This window comes from Bradyrhizobium sp. ORS 278 (assembly GCF_000026145.1).
In the GTDB taxonomy this organism is placed as follows: domain Bacteria; phylum Pseudomonadota; class Alphaproteobacteria; order Rhizobiales; family Xanthobacteraceae; genus Bradyrhizobium.
Genome location: NC_009445.1, coordinates 5,348,381 through 5,367,587, shown reverse-complemented (window position 1 = coordinate 5,367,587; position 19,207 = coordinate 5,348,381). Strand labels below are relative to the sequence as shown.

Here is a 19,207-nt window from a genome sequence, read left to right as displayed (position 1 = left end):
TCCAAGGGACTACTCCGGATCCAACAGCTCGTTCTTGTACTTCTCTAGAAAGTAGGAACTCGGTGCCGATGCACCGTAGAAGCCGGGCAAGGTCAGTGATCGGCGCCACTGTCCGATCAGGGGCGATGCCGGTTGCTCTCCCTTGGCGATCTGCTGCACCTCCTTCACTGTTTCCAGGATCTCGTCAGCGCTATTTTCGCTCAACACCAGACCGGCCTCCGCCAGGGATTCGTAGGTCGGGAAAGCCCAGCGCCACCTGTCGCAGGTGAGATCACGTTGGCTCAACATTTGTCCCGCCGAGGTGCGGAGCGGCTTCAGCGCGAAACGAGTCCGGTCAGTCCAGAGAAGGCCAATCGAACTAATGCAGTTGACCATCGCAGAAGGGACATCGAAACTGCTGGCTACATAGGCGAACCCAGAGGTCGTGCCGATGAAGGACTGCGCATTGCGGACCAAATGAAGGTCCATCAGCGGGGACCTGAACTGGGACCGCGCATAGTCGATCACACGGGGCATTTTCGGCAGCGGGGGAACATCTGGGCCGCCCATGCGGACGACCCAGCCGCCCTGAGCCGTAATGTAATTGATGGCCGCGATGTAGTTGGACAATCCTGCGTTCCGGACGGTTTCTCCCTTGCCTTCTCTTTCGCCCCGGGTCGCGGCATCGCGCATATGGAGGCAAACGTACCATTCCCCTCCGGCCATGCCGAAATAACTTCTAAAAGCCGTCATGGCCGATGAGACTTCATCGGAGTTCTGGAATTTTCGGTCGTACGCATCGCGCATCGGGTAGCCCAGGCCGCGAGATGTCCATTCCTGGAGAGCGGCAGCGCCCCAATCATTCCAATATCCGATCGGTCGTTCTGCAGAGCCCCAGAGCTGATGCGAGACACCGAAATACTTCGTAAGCGCGCAAAGTTCTACCCAGACGGCCGGGCTCAGTTTCTCTTCGAGAACGAGCGTCGGACAACGCTCTTCGAGGAGAGAGAGATAGGCGCGGTTGGCGATCTTGCCGGAATAGGTCGCGAGCAGTGGTGAGCCGCTCCACCATTGCATGTCGTGCATCCGCAGATGAACGTCCAAATGTCCCATATGGCCGATCAGCGCCGACCAATCGGGAGAAAGGAGCCGCAGATTTGCGTATTCGATGTTGTGGTCCGCAAGGACGGCAGTCAGCTCCCTGGACGGACGCGGAAGATCTGATCTCAGCTGGGCTTGCAGCTGGACGGATCTGGCTCCGATCTGTGGGACGAGGCTGCCTCGGCCATCGTGATAAAAGATCAACAGAAGTTTTCTGAGCGCAAAGAACAGCCATCCGCCAACGACGGAGCGCCGTTCAGGCGGCAGCCGATCCAACCCCTCGATCGCTGCATGCAAGGCTTTGTCGTCGTCATAGATTGATTCGTCGGACACCGCAGCAAGATAGCGCTCCTGTGCCTGCTTGCCGTGGAACTCGAAGTGATGGAGGATGGCCTTGGTTGCCTCCAAATAGCAGCGGTCGGATCCGAGCTCCGGTTGATTCGGACCGTATTCGACCAGCTCGCACACAGCTCGGTCGGCCGCGGCGCCTTCAATGATGAAGCGTGCCGTGCCGGCGATCCAGGGAACACGAGTTAATCTGCTGAAGATCGCGAGGTACCTGCGCGACGGAACGGTGACAAACTGATCGAGTCCCCTGCGGCCCGTCATGGAGCGCCACATCACGAACAGGATTGTGCTGATCAGGTAAGGGCATCTCGTGAACACGAATTTCGCAATTCGGTACTTGTAGCCCGTCTCACGCGCAGCGCCCGGGAAGAGAATGGAGTTCATTGAACAGGCTTCTCTGTGCCGCTGATGGTTGGAAGCAGCTGGGATTTCATGGCCTGGGCCAGATAGATCGAGCCCGGAACGGTTAGATGACCGGTATCGAACGCGGTCAGATCAGATGGAGAATCTCCTACGCGGGCGAGACATCCTGCGGGATCACACATGAGATCTAGCGGAGATATGAACTGAACCTTCAAGCGACCGGCAATTGCCTTCAGCTTGTCGTTCTGGTCGCCGCTCGGGAAGAGGCGGAATTTTGTTCGGGCCGGCAGCAGCGGGTGTGAGGGATCTTTCATGTAGTAGTCGACGAGATTCTGAGGCAGGCTCCGTCCCCGCCAGGAGGGAACGAGACCGATGATGACGACGCGTTTGACGCCGGCCTCGCGGAGCCGAGTGACCGTCTGCTGCAGCATCGGCTCGAGAGATGCCAGATCGAACATCCAGGTCGAATGAAGAGCGACGATCTCCGGCTTCAGCTCTTCAATCTTACGCACCACTTCGTCGTTTGCTCCTTTGCAGAAGGGACGCTGCGGATGCACGAAGCCGATTGCGGGCGGGCAAGCACTTGCCGTCAGCTCCGCCAGACCGAAGCTTAGTTCCGATTGCAGTGACTTCAGTCCAGGATAGAGTGCCGCAGCGTAAGAATCGCCCCACAACAACACCAAGGGCCGTCTGGCGTCACCGGTGCATTCCGCTCCGAACTGACTGGCGTCCTGCTCGGGCAACAGCAGACAACTCCCTCGTCGCCAATGTGCCGAGGTCTCGTCTCCACGATTTGCCGCGACGTAGGCGCGGACGGCTTCCGGCAGCCGTCCGTCGAACCCGTTGCCCAGCACAGCTGCGCCTCCGACGAAGCAGAGCAATGCCATGGCTGACGCGAGCGCAACGATGCGCGGCTTGCCCTGCCATCCGAATCGAATCGGCTTCTCGATAAAGCGGTAAGTCAACCAAGCAAGCAATATGCTGGCGGCGCCGATGCCAAGCAGCAGGCCTCTGCTCGGGGCTTCGTCACTGACGAGCCTAGCATATGCGATGAGAGGGTAATGCCAAAGGTAGAGTGGATAACTGATCAGTCCGATGAAGACGAAGAGGCGGCTGGCCAGGATTCGTCGATTGAAAATCGCGTTTGGTGCTGAAATCAACAGAGCGGCTCCGATCACCGGAAGCAGGGCTGCTACCCCGGGAAAGGGCGTTCGACTGGTCAGGCTGAAGGCCGAAACCAGGATCAGTATGATCCCGATCGATGCTCGAAAATCGCTGGCCACGCGGGGGGGCTTCGAACAGCGCGTGGTGTCCCAGATTGCTGACGCGAGAGCGCGATCAAGTCGTTCATGGGCGGTGGCCAATGTCTGGTTTTGCGAAAGCTGCCTCAGGAACAACAGCCCAGCGCCGGCCGCGAGTTCCCAGGCGCGCGTCAGAGGCAAGTAGAAGGCCAGATCCGGATACTTGTGGACGACAGCGAGATTCAGAGCGAAGGAGGCGAGGGATATGATGCAGATCAGGCTCAGGAGGTTCAGCCTCCATCGGTAGGCAGCTGCGAGGATCAGCGGCCAGCCGATGTAGAATTGCTCCTCGACACCGAGTGACCAAAGATGTAGCAGAGGCTTGTTTTCCGCCGCAATATCGAAGTAGCCGATTTGTTTAAGCAGAACCAGATTAGCTGAGAAAGTGGCGCCACCTAAAGTTGTCTGCCCAAGTGAAATCAACTCGTCGGGCGACAGTAACACCCATCCGGCCACCAAGGTTGAGGCCAGTACGACGATGAGCGCAGGAAAGATCCGACGTATACGTCTATCGTAAAATGACAACAAGCTATAGTTATCGAGGCGCAACTCCGAGTACAGTATGGATGTGATCAGATAGCCTGAGATCACGAAAAATATGTCGACCCCAACGAAGCCGCCGCGCACCGCCTTCGGAAACAAGTGATAGATTACGACCAGCATGACAGCTACGCAGCGCAAACCGTCGATATCAGGTCTATAGCTGGAGCCGAAGCTCGTATGTGTTGCAGGCTGGCTGATTGGTTTCATTTCGTACAGTTTCGCGCGGAATTGCCGAACAAACGTTTAGGACCGATGCCGGCAAACATCATGTTTCTCGACATGCCATAATGCATTTTGGAGCATCGCGATAGCTCACTCCTGTGCAATCTTGTGTCTTGGCGGAGGACGTGCGCTCCATTTTGAAATGCCATACGCGAATTTCGCTCGAAAATCTCCAGCCTAACGGCCGCAAGAGAAGCTTCGAGAGAAAGATTGCGTGTTGTCGGCTGGGTCCATCGGCGTGTATAGCGCATCGGGTAAAATTCTGGGGCAGGTTGGAAGATCTGGCATATGTGTGGCATCGCGGGCTTGCTGCAGACCGAGCGGGCGACGGATCATGCCGGGTTGGTCTCGATCACCGATTGCATGACCGCGGCCTTGGCGCACCGTGGCCCGGATGCATCGGGCACATGGATAGACGCGCGGCATGGGGTCTGCTTTGGTCAGCGACGCCTCGCGATCCTCGATCTGTCCGAGGCTGGCGCGCAGCCGATGCATGACGCCTGCGGGCGCTACACGATCACCTTCAATGGCGAGATCTACAATCATCTGGACATAAGGGCCGAGCTGGATGCGGGTGGCGCCGCCCCGAATTGGCGCGGTCATTCCGATACCGAGACGCTGCTCGCCGCGATCAGGCAGTGGGGTGTGAATCGGGCGCTGCAGCGGCTGATCGGCATGTTTGCGTTCGCGCTGTGGGACGCAGAGGCGCGTGAGCTTGTGCTGGCGCGTGACCGTTTCGGCGAGAAGCCACTGTTCTATGGCTGGATCGGTGGCGACCTGGTGTTCGGATCGGAGCTCAAGGCGTTGGCCGCGCATCCGTCCTGGTCCCCGTCGCTGGATCGCGCGGCGCTCACGGCGTTCATGCGCTACTCCTACGTTCCGGCACCGGCCACAATCTGGGGTGGCGTTCGTAAGCTTCCGCCCGCATCGTTCGTAAGCTTTCCCTCTGACGCCGTGCCGGGCGAGTTGCCCGAGCCGCGACCCTATTGGTCGCTGCGCGATCGGCTGACCTCAGGCCGGGGCGACCGGATCGACGGCGAAAGCGAAGCGATCGATCGGTTAGGGCAGCTTCTTTCGACCGCCGTCAAGCGGCAGTGCCTTTCGGACGTGCCGCTCGGCGCGTTTCTCTCCGGCGGAATCGATTCATCGACGATTGTCGCCTTGATGCAGGCGCAGGCCAGCCAGCCGGTGCGCACCTTCAGCATCGGCTTCGCCGAGGGCGGCTACAACGAGGCCGAGGATGCGCGCCGCGTCGCGCGGCATCTCGGCACCGATCATACCGAGATGTATGTCGACGCGCGCACTGCGATGGACGTGATCCCGAAGCTGCCGCGCATCTATGACGAGCCGTTCGCCGACTCCTCGCAGATCCCAACGCATCTCGTGGCCCAACTCGCCCGCCGGCACGTCACGGTCGCGCTGTCCGGCGATGCCGGGGACGAGTTGTTCGGCGGCTACAACAGGCACGTTTGGGGCGGCGCCCTGCAAGCGCGTCTCGGCCGTTGGCCGCTGCCGCTGCGGCGTGCTCTCGGGGCCGTGCTCGGCGCTATCGCTCCGGAACCGGCCGATACCGTTCTCGGGGCGTTGCAGCCGCTGCTGCCGCGCCGGTTCAAGGTCCGGCATCCCGGAGATCAGGTTGCCAAGCTTGGACGTCTCATCGCGGCCGATGGATTCGACGGTTTGTACCGAGCGCTGTGCTCGATCGATCCGTCTCCGACGCGCACGGTCTTGGACGGGGAGGAGCGCGCGCACTGGGCCGGCGAGCAGATGCGGCAAGGCGCAGCGGCTCTCGATCCGCTCGACCGCATGACGCTGGCCGATTCGCTCAGCTATCTCAGCGACGACATTCTGCAGAAGGTGGACCGTGCGGCCATGGCGGTGGCGCTGGAGACGCGGGTGCCGTTCCTCGACAAGGACGTCGTCGAATTCGCAGCGCGGGTTCCGCCCGATATGAAGGTGCGCGACGGCCGCGGCAAATGGCTGGTGAGGCAGGTGCTTTACCGGTATGTGCCGGCCGAAATGATCGACCGGCCGAAGACCGGCTTCAGCATACCCCTGGACTCGTGGCTGCGCGGGCCGCTGAAATCATGGGCCTCAGACCTGCTGTCGCCGGAGCGGCTGAAGCGGCAGGGTCTGTTCGATCCGGTGCGGGTGACGCGCATGTTGGACGAGCATCTCAGCCGACGGCACAATCATGCCTACTGGCTGTGGAACGTGCTGATGGCCGAAGCCTGGTACGACGAATGGGCGCGGGCTTGAGGTCGCTCAGTCCTCGACGGTAGCGGGGACCGCCAGCTTGCCCTGGCCCTTCTCGGCGCTGAGAATCCAGACGATGCCGCCCATGCCGCCAACGATGAAGTAGACGGCGCCGAACAGGATCGAGACCACCGTGCCGTCCGCCGGCGCCAGGCCGGCGTAACCGAACGCCACCATCATCGTCGCCTCGCGCACGCCCCAGCCGGCGATCGAGATCGGCAGCATCGTGATCAGCATGATCGGCGGCGTCAGCAGGAACAGCTGCTCGAACCCGGCGGGGGCGTCGATCGAGCGCACCGCGCACCAGGCGATGACGACGGCCAGCACATGGATCGAGAGCGACAGCGCCGCGATCTTGACGGCCGTCGTCCGGCCGAAGATCACTTTGTTGGCGATCACCGAGCACGCGTGGACATGGCGTGTCGGCCACCACGCCTTCATCCATTTCGCCGGCAGATAGCCCATGACGAGAAAGCCGACGCCGGCCGCCAGCGCCGCGGCATCGACCAGCACCAAGGCCAGGCGGCCGTGCTCGTCGGCGATCATGCCGTAGCTCCAGGGCAAACTCGCCACGATGATCAGTGCCAGCGCGATGAAGCCGACAGCGCGGTCGGTCAGGATCGAGTAGCTCGCCGCGCGCCAGCCGGCGCCGGTGCGGCCGATCAGCCACAATCGCACGGCGTCCCCGCCGATCGATGAGGGCAGGGTCTGGTTGAAGAACGCGCCGATCATGTTGTAGCGGAACGCCTTGAGGTCGGTGAGCGGCGCGCCGCACAGCGCTGAGATCTCGCGCCAGCGCAGCGCGCCGATGAAGATCTGGAACAGCGTGATGGCGACAGCCAGTACGATCCAGCCGATGCTGATCTGGCTCAGCCGTTCGCGGATCGCCGCGAAGTTGATCCCGCGCAGCGCGAGATACAGCAAAGCGAGCGACACCACGATTCGAAGGAGGAGAATCAAAAACGCACGCATGCGAGGTCGGCTTCGCTCTTGGTTGTCGCTTCGCTCTTGGTTGAAGGGGCCCAAGCCGAGTGCGAAGACGCGCAACCCCCGTCCTGGCGGACCGGACCTCAGACGAGGCCCCGCGCCGTGGCGGCGGCCGACCCCTTGCGGTCCTGACGCCCCGGTGGCTAAACAGTCGCAGGGGTGGCGTCAATGCCTCCGAAACGACCGGAATATCAATTTATGTCTCATGGCCGGAAGATTGCGGTGATAGGCCTTGGTTACGTCGGCCTGCCGGTCGCCGCGGCGTTCGCGCGCGCCGGCTGCCCGGTGATCGGATTCGACATCGATGCTGCCAGGGTCGCCGAGCTGAGGGACGGCAGGGACCGCACCTGTGAGGTCGAGGCCGCCGATCTTAAGCGGCCCGGCCTGCGCTTCACCAGCGATCCGGCTGACATGGCTGCGGCCGATTTCTTCATTGTCACCGTCCCGACCCCGATCGACAGTGCTCGCCGGCCCGATTTGAGCGCAATGCGCTCCGCCACGCGCACCGTGAGGGCGGTGCTGAAGCGCGGCGACATCGTGGTCTATGAGTCGACGGTGTATCCTGGCGCGGTCGAGGAGGACTGTGTTCCGCTGCTGGAGAGCGGCTCCGAGCTGAAGGCCGGCCTTGATTTCAACGTCGGCTACTCGCCGGAGCGCATCAATCCGGGCGACAAGACGCATCGCTTCGAGACGATCACCAAGGTCGTCTCGGCACAGAATCCGCAGACGCTGCAGATCGTCGCCGAGGTCTACGGATCAGTGGTCAAAGCCGGTATTCATCGCGCGCCCTCGATCAGGGTTGCCGAGGCTGCGAAGGTGATCGAGAACACGCAACGCGACCTCAACATCGCCTTCATGAACGAGCTCTCGCTGATCTTCCAGGCGCTGGAGATCGACACCGGCGACGTGCTCGCGGCGGCCGCGACCAAGTGGAACTTCCTGCCGTTCACGCCGGGCCTCGTCGGCGGACACTGCATCGGCGTCGATCCCTATTATCTCACTTATCGCGCCGAGAAGGCGGGCTATCATCCCGAGGTGATCCTGGCGGGCCGTCGGATCAATGACGAGATGGGCCGGCGCATCGCGCGCGAATGCATCCGCGGACTCCTGAAGCGGAAGGGGCGCAGCGGCGTCGTGACCATTCTCGGCATGACGTTCAAGGAGAACGTGCCCGACATTCGCAATTCGCGGGTGATCGACATCATCAGTGAGTTGCAGTCGTTTGGTATCGACGTTCAGGTGGCCGATCCCCTGGCCGATGCCGCGGCCGTGCACGAGGAGTATGGGATTGCCCTGACGGCGGCCGAGGCGCTGCGCCCGGCCGACGCGGTCGTGCTCGCCGTGTCGCATGATCAGTTCCTCGCCGGCGGCTGGCCGCTGGTGCAGGGGCTGCTGCGCGAGGGGAGCGGCCTCGTACTCGATGTCAAGATGAAGCTCGACCGCGCGAGCAAACCCGGCGCCATCGAGCTGTGGCGGCCCTGACGGAGCGACCATGGCAAACGAACCCATCCTCGTCACCGGCGCCGCCGGCTTCATCGGGTTTCATCTGACCCAGCAACTGCTCGCTGAGGGGCGGCAGGTCGTCGGCCTCGACAACATCAATTCCTACTACGATCCGACGCTCAAGGAGGCGCGACTTGCCCTCCTGCAGGCGCAGCCCGGCTTCAGCTTCCACAAGCTCGATCTCGTCGACCGCGCCGCCATCAAGGCGCTGTTCGCCGCGCACCGCTTTCCCGCCGTGGTGCATCTCGCCGCGCAGGCCGGGGTGCGCTACTCGCTGGAAAATCCGCACGCCTATGTCGATGCCAACCTCGAGGGCTTCATCAACGTGCTCGAGGGCTGCCGGCACCACGGCTGCGGGCATCTGCTGTTCGCCTCCTCGTCGTCTGTCTATGGCGCCAACACCAAGCTGCCGTTCTCGGTCAAGGACAATGTCGACCATCCGATCAGCCTCTATGCGGCGAGCAAGAAGGCGAACGAGCTGATGGCCCACTCCTACAGCCATCTGTACCGGTTGCCGGCCACCGGCCTGCGCTTCTTTACCGTCTATGGTCCATGGGGCCGGCCCGACATGGCGATGTTCATCTTTGCCAAGGCCATCCTCGCCGGACAGCCGGTCAGGCTGTTCAATCACGGCCAGATGCGGCGCGATTTTACCTATGTGGACGACATCGTGCAGGCCATCGTGCGATTGATCGGCCGTCCGCCGCAGGGAAACCCGGATTGGAACGGAAACACGCCGGATCCGTCGAGCAGCCGGGCACCATGGCGGATTTACAATATCGGCAACAATCATCCCGAGCAGCTGACCGACGTGATAACCCTCCTGGAGAAGGAGTTCGGGCGGCCGGCGATCAAGGAGATGCTGCCGATGCAGCCCGGAGACGTCGAGGCGACCTACGCCGATGTCAGCGATCTCGAGCGCGATATCGGCTTCCGGCCAGCGACCTCGATCGTCGACGGCATCGCGCGGTTCGCAAGGTGGTATCGCGACTATCATCGGATTTGAGGATCTCATTTCATGACCGGACGGATCATTCCCCTCATCATGTGCGGCGGCGCTGGAACCCGGCTGTGGCCGGCCTCGCGCGAGGTCAGGCCGAAACAGTTCCTGCCGCTGTTCGGCGCCCGCTCGACCTTCCAGGACACGCTGCTGCGCGTCTCCGACGCCGATCTGTTTGCGCGTCCCATCATCATCACCAACGCCGCCTATCGTTTCATGGTGCTGGAGCAACTCGCGGAGATCGGGATCGAGGCTGACGTGCTGCTGGAGCCGATGCGGCGCGATTCCGGGCCCGCGATCGCCGCGGGCGCAGCGTTTGCGCAGTCGCGCGATTCCGAGGCCGTGGTGCTGGCGCTCGCCGCCGACCACGTGGTGCGGGATACCGCAGCGTTCCTCGCCGCGTGCCGCGCCGGGCTCGCCGCGGCCGAGGCCGGCCGCATCGTCACCTTCGGTGTCAATCCGGAGCGCGCGGCCACCGAATACGGCTATATCAGCCCCGGCGCGCCGGTCTCCGGAGAGGTACGGGCGGTCGCCAGATTCGTCGAGAAGCCGGACCGGCCGACCGCCGAGAGCTACATCCGCGAGGGCTATCTCTGGAACAGCGGCAACTTCATGTTTCGCGCCTCTGTCCTGCTCGACGAATACCGCAAGTACGATACCCCGAGCGTGCAGACGGTGAGCGACGCCGTGGCCAAGGCCGGACGCGACCTCAGCTTCATCATCCTGGACTCCGACGCCTTCGCGGCAGCCAAGCCGATCTCGATCGACTATGCCGTCATGGAGAAGACCGAGCGGGCCGCCGTGGCCCCGGTGTCCTGCGGCTGGTCCGATGTCGGCTCCTGGCATGCGGTCTGGGAATTGTCGGACAAGGACGGGCAGGGCAATGCCGCCCGCGGCACCGCCGTCTTCGAAGATTCCCGCAATTGCAACGTCGTCACCGACAAGGCGCTGGTCGCACTCGAAGGCGTCGACGATCTCGTCGTGGTGGCCGCGCAGGACGCCGTGCTGGTGTCGCGCCAGCGCGACGCCAACGGGCTGAAGCGGCTCGTGGCCAAGCTGAAGACGGTCGCGCCGGAGGTGACCGAGGCTCACATCAAGGTGCACCGCCCCTGGGGCAGCTATCAGTCGGTCGACAATGGCGAGCGCCACCAGGTCAAGCGCATCGTCGTCAAGCCCGGCCAGCGGCTGTCGCTGCAGAAGCACTATCACCGCTCGGAGCATTGGATCGTGGTGCGCGGCGCGGCGCGGGTCACCGTCAACGAGACCGTCAAGACCGTCCACGAGAACGAATCGATCTACATCCCGATGGGCGCGGTGCACCGGCTGGAAAACCCCGGCAAGATCCTGCTGGAACTGATCGAGGTCCAGACCGGATCCTATCTCGGCGAGGACGACATCATCCGCATCGAGGACGATTACCGCCGCGAGTAGGGCGGGCTCTCCCCGCGAATCACGCGAGCCGTGCTAGATAGCGCCGGAGTCCTCCGCCGGAGCGCATCCTTGCAAAGCACGATCGGATCGCGCGCGTTCCAGAACGCGCGCCTGCAGAAGAAGAACCGAAAGCAGGCCGATGGCCTGCTGCCGAAGGCTGTCGAGGCCTATCGGGCCGGCCGGCATGCGGATGCGCAGGCCGTGTGCGGCCAGATCCTGGCGCTGGTGCCGGACCATTTCGATGCGCTGCATCTGCTCGGCGCGTCCGCGCTGGATAGTGGCCGGCTGGATCTCGCCGAGCAGGCGCTGACCCGCGCCGTCGCGCTCGAGCCGCGCCATGCCGAAGCCCAGGCCAATCTCGGCCTCGTCCTGTTCAGCATGAAGCGCTACGCGGAGGCCCGCGCCGCGCAGGAGCGCGCCATCGCGCTGAAGCCCAATTTCGTCATGGCGCTGACCAGCCTCGGCAACACGCTGATGAACATGCAGCTGTTCGCGCCGGCGATCGAGATGCATGACCGCGCCATCGCGCTGAAGCCGGACTTTGCCGATGCCTATTGCAACCGGGGCATGGCGCAGCTGCTGCTTCAGCGCAACGACGAGGCCCGCCAGAGTTTCGATCGCGCCCTGACGCTGGCGCCGCGCCACTTTCAGGCCGCCTTCGGCAAGGGGCTCGTCAGCGTCAATCTGCGCCATCTCGAGCAGGCGCTCGCAGCCTTCAATGCCGCACTTGCCATGAAGCCGGGCATGCCGGCCGTCATCGCACAACGGGGGCGGCTCTACGTGCAGATGGGACGGTTCGAGCCGGCCGAGGCCGATTTCGATGCGGCTCTGGCCATCGATCCCGGCCTGGAGACCGCCTTGCTCGGCAAGGCGCATGTCTGCGTGCTCACCGAGCGGATCGCCCCGGCGATGCTCGCCTGCAAGCGAGTGCTCGAGCAGAACCCGGCATCGGAAGTGGCCCTGGTCTGGCTCGGAGCCTGCTTCGCGAAGCAGGGCGATACGGCTGGCGCCATCCAGCATTTCGACCGCGCGCTCGAGATCAAGCCGGATTTCGAGGACGCGATCTTGAAGAAGATCTTCGCGCTTGATTTCTATCCCGGCGCCGACGTCGCCGTGCATCAGGCCGTCCGGCGCGAATGGTGGGAGCGGATCGGCGCCCGCATTCCGCAGCGCCAGCTGGGTGCGATCGACCGCGATCCGGAGCGCCGCATCACGATCGGCTACGTGTCGTCCGACTTCCGCAGCCACTCCGCCGCGCTGACCTTCCTGCCGGTGCTGCGCCATCACGACCACGGCGCGTTCAAGGTTGTCTGCTACTCGTGCTCGCCGCAGGTCGATTCCGTCACCGAGCACTGCAAGGCCGCGGCCGACGTCTGGGTGGACGCCGTGCAAATGTCCGACGATGAGCTGTCCGATCGCATCCAGGCCGATCAGGTCGATATTCTCGTCGACCTGTCCGGCCACTCGGCCGGCAATCGCTTGACCGTCTTCGCGCGAAAGCCCGCGCCAATCCAGGTCACGGCCTGGGGCAATGCCACCGGCACCGGTCTGCCGACGATGGACTATTTCTTCGCCGATCCGGTCACGGTGCCTCAGGCTGTCCGGCCGTTGTTTGCCGAACGGGTCTACGACCTGCCGGCGCTGATCACCACCGATCCCCTGCCGGACGCGAAGCCAACGCCGCTTCCGATGCTGCGAAACGGCCACGTCACCTTCGGCGTCTTCAACCGAGTCGACAAGATCTCCGACCAGGTTCTCAACGTCTGGGCGGCGCTGCTGCGTGCGCTTCCGTCCGCGCGGATCGTGGTCAAGAACGGCGCGCTCGACGATGCATTCCTGCGCGATGGACTGATCGCGCGGTTCACGGCGCAAGGCATCGAAGAGAGCCGGCTGACATGTCTCGGCTCGTCGATGCGGCATGAGCACATCGCAGCCTTTGCCGGGATCGACATCTCGCTCGATCCGTTCCCGCAGAATGGCGGCGTCAGCACGTGGGAATCGCTGCAGGCCGGCGTGCCGGTCGTGGCCAAGCTGGGCAGCAGCGCGGCGTCGCGCGCCGGCGGCGCGATCGTCAAGGCGATCGGTCTCGACGATTGGGTGGCCGAGGACGACGACGGCTACATCGCCATCGCGCTGAAGCATGCGGCTGATCCCGTCACACTGGCGCGCATCAGGGCCGAGCTGCCGGACCAGGTGGCGAATTCCGCCGCCGGCAATGTCCAGACCTACACGCGCAAGGTCGAAGAGGGCTATCGCAAGTTCTGGCGCGACTACTGCGGGGCCGTCTGACGTGCTGTTGCGCGGATTGCGCAGGTCAAGTCCAAGTCCTGTTCCGGTGCTACGAGTTGCGTTGAGGTGAGTGCTTTGCGTCAGCCCGTGGAGACCCCTCTTGGCAGGCAATGTCGGTTCGCGCGCATTTCAGAATGCGAGGCTCCTGAAGCAGCACCGCAAGCAGGTCGATGATCTCTTGCCGCGCGCGGTCGCGGCCTATCGTGCCGGCACGCTGGCCGAGGCGCAGGCGATCTGCAGCCGGATCCTGGCGCTGCTCCCTCACCATTTCGACACGCTGCATCTGCTCGGCGTGGTGGCGCTCGATGGCGGCCAGCTCGATCTCGCCGAGCAGGCGCTGACCAGGGCGGTCGAGATCGAGCCGCGCCATGCCGAGGCGCTCTCCAATCTCGGTCTCGCGCTGTTCAACCGCAAGCGCTACGAGGAGGCACGCAAGTGCCAGGAGCGGGCGGTCGCGCTGAAGCCCAATCTGTTGGTCGCGCTGACGGGGCTCGGCAATACGCTGATGCGGCTGGGTCTGCCCGAGGAGGCGATCGCGGCGCACGACCGCGCGATCGCGCTCAAGCCCGACTTCGCGGACGCCTATTGCAATCGCGGCATGGCGCTGCTGCCGCTCGGCCGCAACGTCGAGGCCGACCAGAGCTTCGACCGGGCGCTGTCGCTCAACCCGCGCCACATGGAGGCGATGTTCGGCAAGGGCCTCGCCAGCATCGCTCTGCGCCATTCCAACGCGGCGCTCGCCGCGTTCGATGCCGCGCTCGCGATCCGGCCGCGCGCCGCGCAGGTGCTGGCGCAGCGCGGCCGGCTGCATCAGCAGGCCGGCCGGTTCGATCCCGCGATGGCCGATTTCCAGGCGGCGCTTGCGATCGATCCGCGGCAGGACGTGGCGCTGATGGGCTTTGCCCAGCTCAGCGTCATCAGGGACAACATCGCGCCGGCGATGGAGGCCTGCCGCAAGGTGCTCGAGCAAAATCCGCAGTCGGAGGTCGCCTGGACCTGGCTCGGCGAATGCTTCTGCAAGCAGGGCGATCTCGCCGCGGGTCTCGCGCATTTCGAGCGGGCGCTCGAGATCAAGCCTGATTTCGGGGACGCGATCACCGCCAAGATCTTCCTGCTCGACTTCATGCCAGACACCGATTTCGCCCAGCATCAGGCGGTCAGGCGCGAATGGTGGACACGGATCGGCGCAGAGATCGCGCGGCGGCCGACGCCGGTGCGCGCGCGCGATCCGGAGCGGCGGCTCACCATCGGCTATGTCTCGTCCGACTTCCGGACGCATTCGGCCGCGCTGGTGTTCCTGCCGGTGCTGCGCCATCACGACCACCATTCGTTCAAGGTCGTCTGCTATTCCTGCTCGCCGCTGCAGGACACGATGACGGCGCAGTGCCGCGCCGTCGCCGACGTCTGGGTCGATGCCTGGCAGATGTCCGACGACGAACTGACGGAGCGCATCGAGGCCGACGCCGTCGACATCCTGGTCGATCTGTCCGGCCATTCTGCGGGCAACCGCCTGCCGGTGTTCGCGCGCAAGCCGGCGCCCATCCAGGTCACGGCCTGGGGCAGCGGCACCGGCACGGGATTGCCGACGATGGACTACTTCTTCGCCGATCCGGTCACCGTGCCGGAAGATGTCCGTCACCTCTTTGCCGAGCAGGTCTACGACCTGCCCGCGGTCATCACCACCGACCCGCTGCAGGGCTGGCAGCCGACGCCGCTGCCGATGCTGCGCAACGGCCATGTGACGTTCGGCGTGTTCAACCGCATCGACAAGATCTCCGATCCCGCGCTCGCGCTGTGGGCGCGGCTGATGGCGGCGCTGCCGAACTCGCGCATCGTCATCAAGAACGGCGCGCTCGACGATTCCTTGGTGCGCAACGCACTCGTGGCGCGCTTCGTCGCGCATGGGATTGCCGAGGGGCGCATCACCTGCCTCGGCCTGTCGTCGCGGGAGCAGCACATCGCGCAGTTCGCAGCCATCGACATGTCGCTCGATCCGTTCCCGCAGAATGGCGGGGTCAGCACCTGGGAGTCGCTGCAGGCCGGCGTGCCCGTGATCTGCAAATTGGGGCGGAGCGCCGCGGGCCGCGCCGCCGCGGCCATCAACACCGCGGTGGGGCTGCCCGGCTGGGTGGCCGCGGACGACGAAGACTATGTCGCGATGGCGTTGAAGCATGCCACGCAGCCGGAGGAGTTGGCGAAGCTGCGCGCGGCGCTGCCGGCCATGGCCGCCACTTCCGAGGCCGGCAACGTCGAGACCTACACACGCAAGGTCGAGGAGGGCTATCGTCGGTTCTGGTGTCGTTACTGCACCTCCTCCTGACCTCCGACTACAGGCGCGCGGCGCCGACGATGCGGCCATCCGGCGCCTCGAGCAGCACCGCGACATCCTCGCCCTCGGGCATCGGCTCGCTCAGCCGCAGCGCGGCGCCGCTCCAGTCGCCGAGCGCGCGCACCGAGCGGACCACGTTGAGCTCCTCGAGCGTGCGGCCGCCATTCTCGCCGCGGCGGATCGCGGTCTCATGCTGGTGATCGAACCCGACGAGCAGGACACGCCCGCGGCCCTCGCCCCCGCCGATATCGACCGTCAGCTTGTCGCCATTGCGCGCGAGCCTGATGGCGGCTGCCGTCACGCTCCGACCCCTGGCGCGATCGATCGCGGGTCCGATCTCGGTCCGGTTCGAGCCGACATGGCTGGTGAGGCCGTCCACCACGATCTCGGGTGTGTAGGAGCCGTCGCCGAAGCGGCTGCCATAGCGCGCCTGGCGATCGGTCGCTGCCGGCAGCGAGAACGGGTCCTTCCAGCCGAGCCGGTCCCAATAGGTGACATGAAAGGCGAGCGGCAGCACGTCGCGGCGCTGGCGCACCATCTCGTTGAGATAGGCATTGGCCGGCGGGCAGGACGAGCAGCCCTGCGAGGTGAACAGCTCGATCACCACCGGCCGCTCAGCTGCGGCGGCCGCCGAGGGCGACCATGGCGCGAACGACGCGAACAGGATGGCGAGGTGAGACGCGTAGCGAAGCGAGGCGAGGCGTAGGACCATGGACGTTCTCCCGCGATGTGACACGACCTCCTTCGCAAGCCGATCCCTCGCGTTACCTCCGCCGCCCCCCCACACGCAGGCGTGATGCCGGTCAAGCATTCTGTCCACCGCCTGTCGCAACGCGTGAACAAGGCATGCGGCACACGCGAGGACAGTGGGGCAGGCCCTTCAAAACACTCCTGTTTTCGTGCTGCTCCGATGTAACTTTCTGAATCAAATCGTGTCCTGAAAAAGGTTTCGGCGTTCGCCTCGGTTCAAGTGACATGCTAGGAGAGCGTCGACCGGCTGATTTGCAGTTCGTTAACTGTCATGGCCAAACCGTGAAATCGATGGGGTCGAGCGACATGAGTTCCAAGGGGGCGGGCCACAAGGCCGAGCTGAGGCAGGCGCTGCGGGTCGGCGTGATCGGAGCCGGCGTGATGGGCAGCAACCATGCCCGCGTGCTGGCTGGCCTTCCCGATGTCCACCTCGTCGGCGTCGTCGATCCCTTGCCCGCGCATCGCGATCGCGTCACCCAGCTCGCCAATTGCCAGACCTTCGAAAGCCTCGATCAGCTCGCCGCCGAGGGCGTCGACGCCGTCACGATCGCGGCGCCGACCCATCTGCATCATGAGCTCGCGCTCGCCTGCATCGCCCGCAAGGTGCATCTCCTCGTCGAGAAGCCGATCGCCTCCACGGTGGAGGAGGGCAGGGAGATCGTGTCGGCCGCGCATCGCGCCGGCGTCACCCTGATGATCGGACATGTCGAGCGCTTCAACCCGGCGGTCGCCGCGATCAAGAAGGCGATCGCGGGCGAGGACATCCTCTCGATCGCGATCACCCGCGTCGGCCCGTTCCCGCCGCGCATGTCGAATGTCGGCGTCGTCATCGACCTCGCCGTGCACGACATCGACCTGATCCGCTGGTTCACCGAATCCGACATCGTCGAGGTGCAGCCGCAGCTGTCGAGCGCGGTGGCCGAGCGCGAGGACATCGCCCTCTTGCAATTCCGCACCGCCTCCGGCGTGCTCGCGCACATCAACACCAACTGGCTGACGCCGTTCAAGGCGCGCAATGTCACCGTGGCGACGCGGGGCAAGTACATCATGGGCGATCTGCTCACCCGCCAGGTCACCGAGTGCTTCGGCTTCAAGCCGGATGGCAGCTACTCGATGCGGCATCTGCCGGTCGGCCATGACGAGCCGCTGCGCGCCGAGCTGATCGCGTTCCTGCATGCGGTGCGCTCCGGCACCTCGCCGGCCGTGACCGGCGACGAGGGCGTCGCAAGTCTGGCCATCGCCACGCAGTGCCTGGAGACCTCGAGCCATCGTCCGGCCGAGACCGCCAAGCTTCGCGCGGCGGGCTAGCCGCGAATCCGCGCCACCCATTTCCAATCTCGAAACGTTGTAGAGCTCATGAACCAGCATTTGCGTCATCAGCCCATTCCGTTCATCGACACCGCCGCGCAGCGCCAGCGGCTCGGCAAGTCGCTCGATGACGCCGTGGCCCGCGTGCTCGCGCATTGCCAATTTCTCGGCGGCCCCGAGGTGATCCAGCTCGAGAAGGAGCTGGCCGAGTTCTGCGGTGCCAAATACGCCGTGAGCTGCTCCAGCGGCACCGACGCGCTGCTGATGGTGCTGATGGCCCAGGGCATCGGCCCGGGCGACGCGGTGCTGTGTCCGTCCTTCACCTTCTGCGCAACCGGCGAGTCCGTCGCGCTGACCGGCGCCACGCCTGTTTTCGTCGACGTGCTGGAGGACACCTTCAACATCGACCCGGCCTCGCTCCGCCGCGGCATCGCCACCGCGAAGCGGCTCGGCCTGAAGCCGAAGGCGGTGATCCCCGTCGATCTGTTCGGCCAGGCTGCCGACCACGATGCGGTCGCCGCGATCGCCGCGGACGAGGGCCTGTTCGTGCTCGACGACGCAGCCCAAGGTTTCGGCGCCAGCTACAAGGGCCGCCGCATCGGCACCTTCGGGCTCGCCACCGCGACCAGCTTCTATCCGGCCAAGCCGCTCGGCTGCTTCGGCGACGGCGGCGCCATCCTCACCGACGATGCCGGCCTGCTGGAGCGCCTGCGCAGCGTGCGCGCCCATGGCGGCGGCAGCGACAAATACGACAACGTCCGCCTCGGCCTCACCGCGCGTCTCGACACCATCCAGGCGGCGGTGCTGATCGAGAAGCTCCGGATCTTCGAGGACGAGATCACAGCGCGCAATGCGGTCGCCGCGCGCTACACCGCGGCGCTGGCCGACGTCGTGAAGGTGCCGCGCCTGGTCGAGGGCTGCACCTCGGTGTGGGCGCAATACACCATCCGGCTGCCCAAGGGCGTCGACCGCGACACGTTTGCTGCCGCGCTGAAGGCGCAGGGCATCCCGACCATGGTGTATTACCCGAAGTCGATGCACCAGCAGACCGCGTATCGCATCTTCCCGAGCGCCGACGGCGGCCTGCCGGTCAGCGAGCAACTCTCCGCTGATGTCATCAGCCTGCCGATGCACGCTTATCTTGACGAAGCCACGCAGGCCCGCATCATCGACGTCGTGCGCGGCGCGCTGGCCTGAGGCTCTGCGGATCGTCAGGCCATTCGGCTCGCCGCGTCGCGGCGAGCCGCGCGTGCTGAACTGATCTGCCCCCACCGGGAGCCCCACACACCAATGTCGTCCCGGCGAACGCCGGGACCCATACCCCCAGGAAGTAGTTTGGGCCACGCTGGTCATTGGCCCTTTGCCCACCACGTCCGCCACGGCGTATGAATCCCGGATCAGCGCCCGCCGCCGGTTCGCGTCGGCAGGCTTGTCCGGGATGACGGCGGTGGGTGGGGCGATCCACGTGACAAACAACACGATCCGTAGGGTGGGCAA

The 19,207-nt window shown here is 64.8% G+C and carries 12 protein-coding genes; 8 read left to right on the top strand and 4 right to left on the bottom strand.

The features are described 5' to 3' along the window. Positions 1-9 precede the first annotated feature (9 nt). Positions 10-1,812, bottom strand: coding sequence for a TIGR04372 family glycosyltransferase (locus BRADO_RS23970; protein ID WP_012028789.1), 1,803 nt, complete (start codon positions 1,810-1,812; stop codon positions 10-12). Further along, positions 1,809-3,842 (bottom strand): acyltransferase family protein, encoded by a 2,034-nt coding sequence (locus BRADO_RS23965; protein ID WP_012028788.1) that lies wholly within the window; start codon positions 3,840-3,842, stop codon positions 1,809-1,811. Before BRADO_RS23965 ends, BRADO_RS23970 begins: the two co-directional genes overlap by 4 nt. Before the next feature lie 303 nt (positions 3,843-4,145). On the opposite strand from BRADO_RS23965, the gene asnB reads away from it, so the two are divergent. Beyond that, entirely contained in the window at positions 4,146-6,116 is a 1,971-nt protein-coding gene (asnB, locus tag BRADO_RS23960; RefSeq protein ID WP_012028787.1) for an asparagine synthase (glutamine-hydrolyzing), read from the top strand. Positions 6,117-6,122: 6 nt separating this feature from the next. On the opposite strand, the gene BRADO_RS23955 is transcribed toward asnB, so the two are convergent. Further along, on the bottom strand, positions 6,123-7,085 hold the full coding sequence (locus tag BRADO_RS23955; RefSeq protein WP_012028786.1) for a lysylphosphatidylglycerol synthase transmembrane domain-containing protein: 963 nt from the start codon (positions 7,083-7,085) through the stop codon (positions 6,123-6,125). A 213-nt stretch (positions 7,086-7,298) separates the two neighbouring features. On the opposite strand from BRADO_RS23955, the gene BRADO_RS23950 reads away from it, so the two are divergent. From BRADO_RS23950 to BRADO_RS23930, 5 genes are all read left to right on the top strand, one after another. Further along, complete coding sequence (locus BRADO_RS23950) at positions 7,299-8,582, top strand: nucleotide sugar dehydrogenase (protein WP_041756872.1); 1,284 nt, start codon at positions 7,299-7,301, stop codon at positions 8,580-8,582. A 10-nt stretch (positions 8,583-8,592) separates the two neighbouring features. Further along, a complete protein-coding gene (locus BRADO_RS23945; RefSeq protein ID WP_012028784.1) occupies positions 8,593-9,609 on the top strand; it encodes an NAD-dependent epimerase in 1,017 nt (338 codons plus the stop codon). 12 nt (positions 9,610-9,621) lie between these two features. Further along, positions 9,622-11,034 (top strand): mannose-1-phosphate guanylyltransferase/mannose-6-phosphate isomerase, encoded by a 1,413-nt coding sequence (locus BRADO_RS23940; RefSeq protein WP_012028783.1) that lies wholly within the window; start codon positions 9,622-9,624, stop codon positions 11,032-11,034. Between the two features lie 69 nt (positions 11,035-11,103). Then, positions 11,104-13,323 carry a tetratricopeptide repeat protein gene (locus BRADO_RS23935; RefSeq protein WP_012028782.1) on the top strand — a complete coding sequence of 740 codons (2,220 nt, stop codon included), beginning with the start codon at positions 11,104-11,106 and terminating at the stop codon, positions 13,321-13,323. Between the two features lie 100 nt (positions 13,324-13,423). After that, on the top strand, positions 13,424-15,643 hold the full coding sequence (locus BRADO_RS23930) for a tetratricopeptide repeat protein (RefSeq protein WP_012028781.1): 2,220 nt from the start codon (positions 13,424-13,426) through the stop codon (positions 15,641-15,643). 7 nt (positions 15,644-15,650) lie between these two features. Here BRADO_RS23930 and BRADO_RS23925 read toward each other — a convergent pair whose 3' ends face one another. Beyond that, entirely contained in the window at positions 15,651-16,364 is a 714-nt protein-coding gene (locus BRADO_RS23925) for a thioredoxin family protein (RefSeq protein WP_012028780.1), read from the bottom strand. Positions 16,365-16,708: 344 nt separating this feature from the next. Here BRADO_RS23925 and BRADO_RS23920 point away from each other — a divergent pair, with 344 nt between their 5' ends. Beyond that, the gene (locus tag BRADO_RS23920) at positions 16,709-17,710 is read left to right on the top strand and encodes a Gfo/Idh/MocA family protein (RefSeq protein ID WP_012028779.1); all 1,002 of its coding nucleotides are present in this window, start codon (positions 16,709-16,711) and stop codon (positions 17,708-17,710) included. A 48-nt stretch (positions 17,711-17,758) separates the two neighbouring features. Beyond that, on the top strand, positions 17,759-18,907 hold the full coding sequence (locus BRADO_RS23915; RefSeq protein ID WP_012028778.1) for a DegT/DnrJ/EryC1/StrS aminotransferase family protein: 1,149 nt from the start codon (positions 17,759-17,761) through the stop codon (positions 18,905-18,907). The last annotated feature ends 300 nt before the right edge of the window (positions 18,908-19,207 follow it).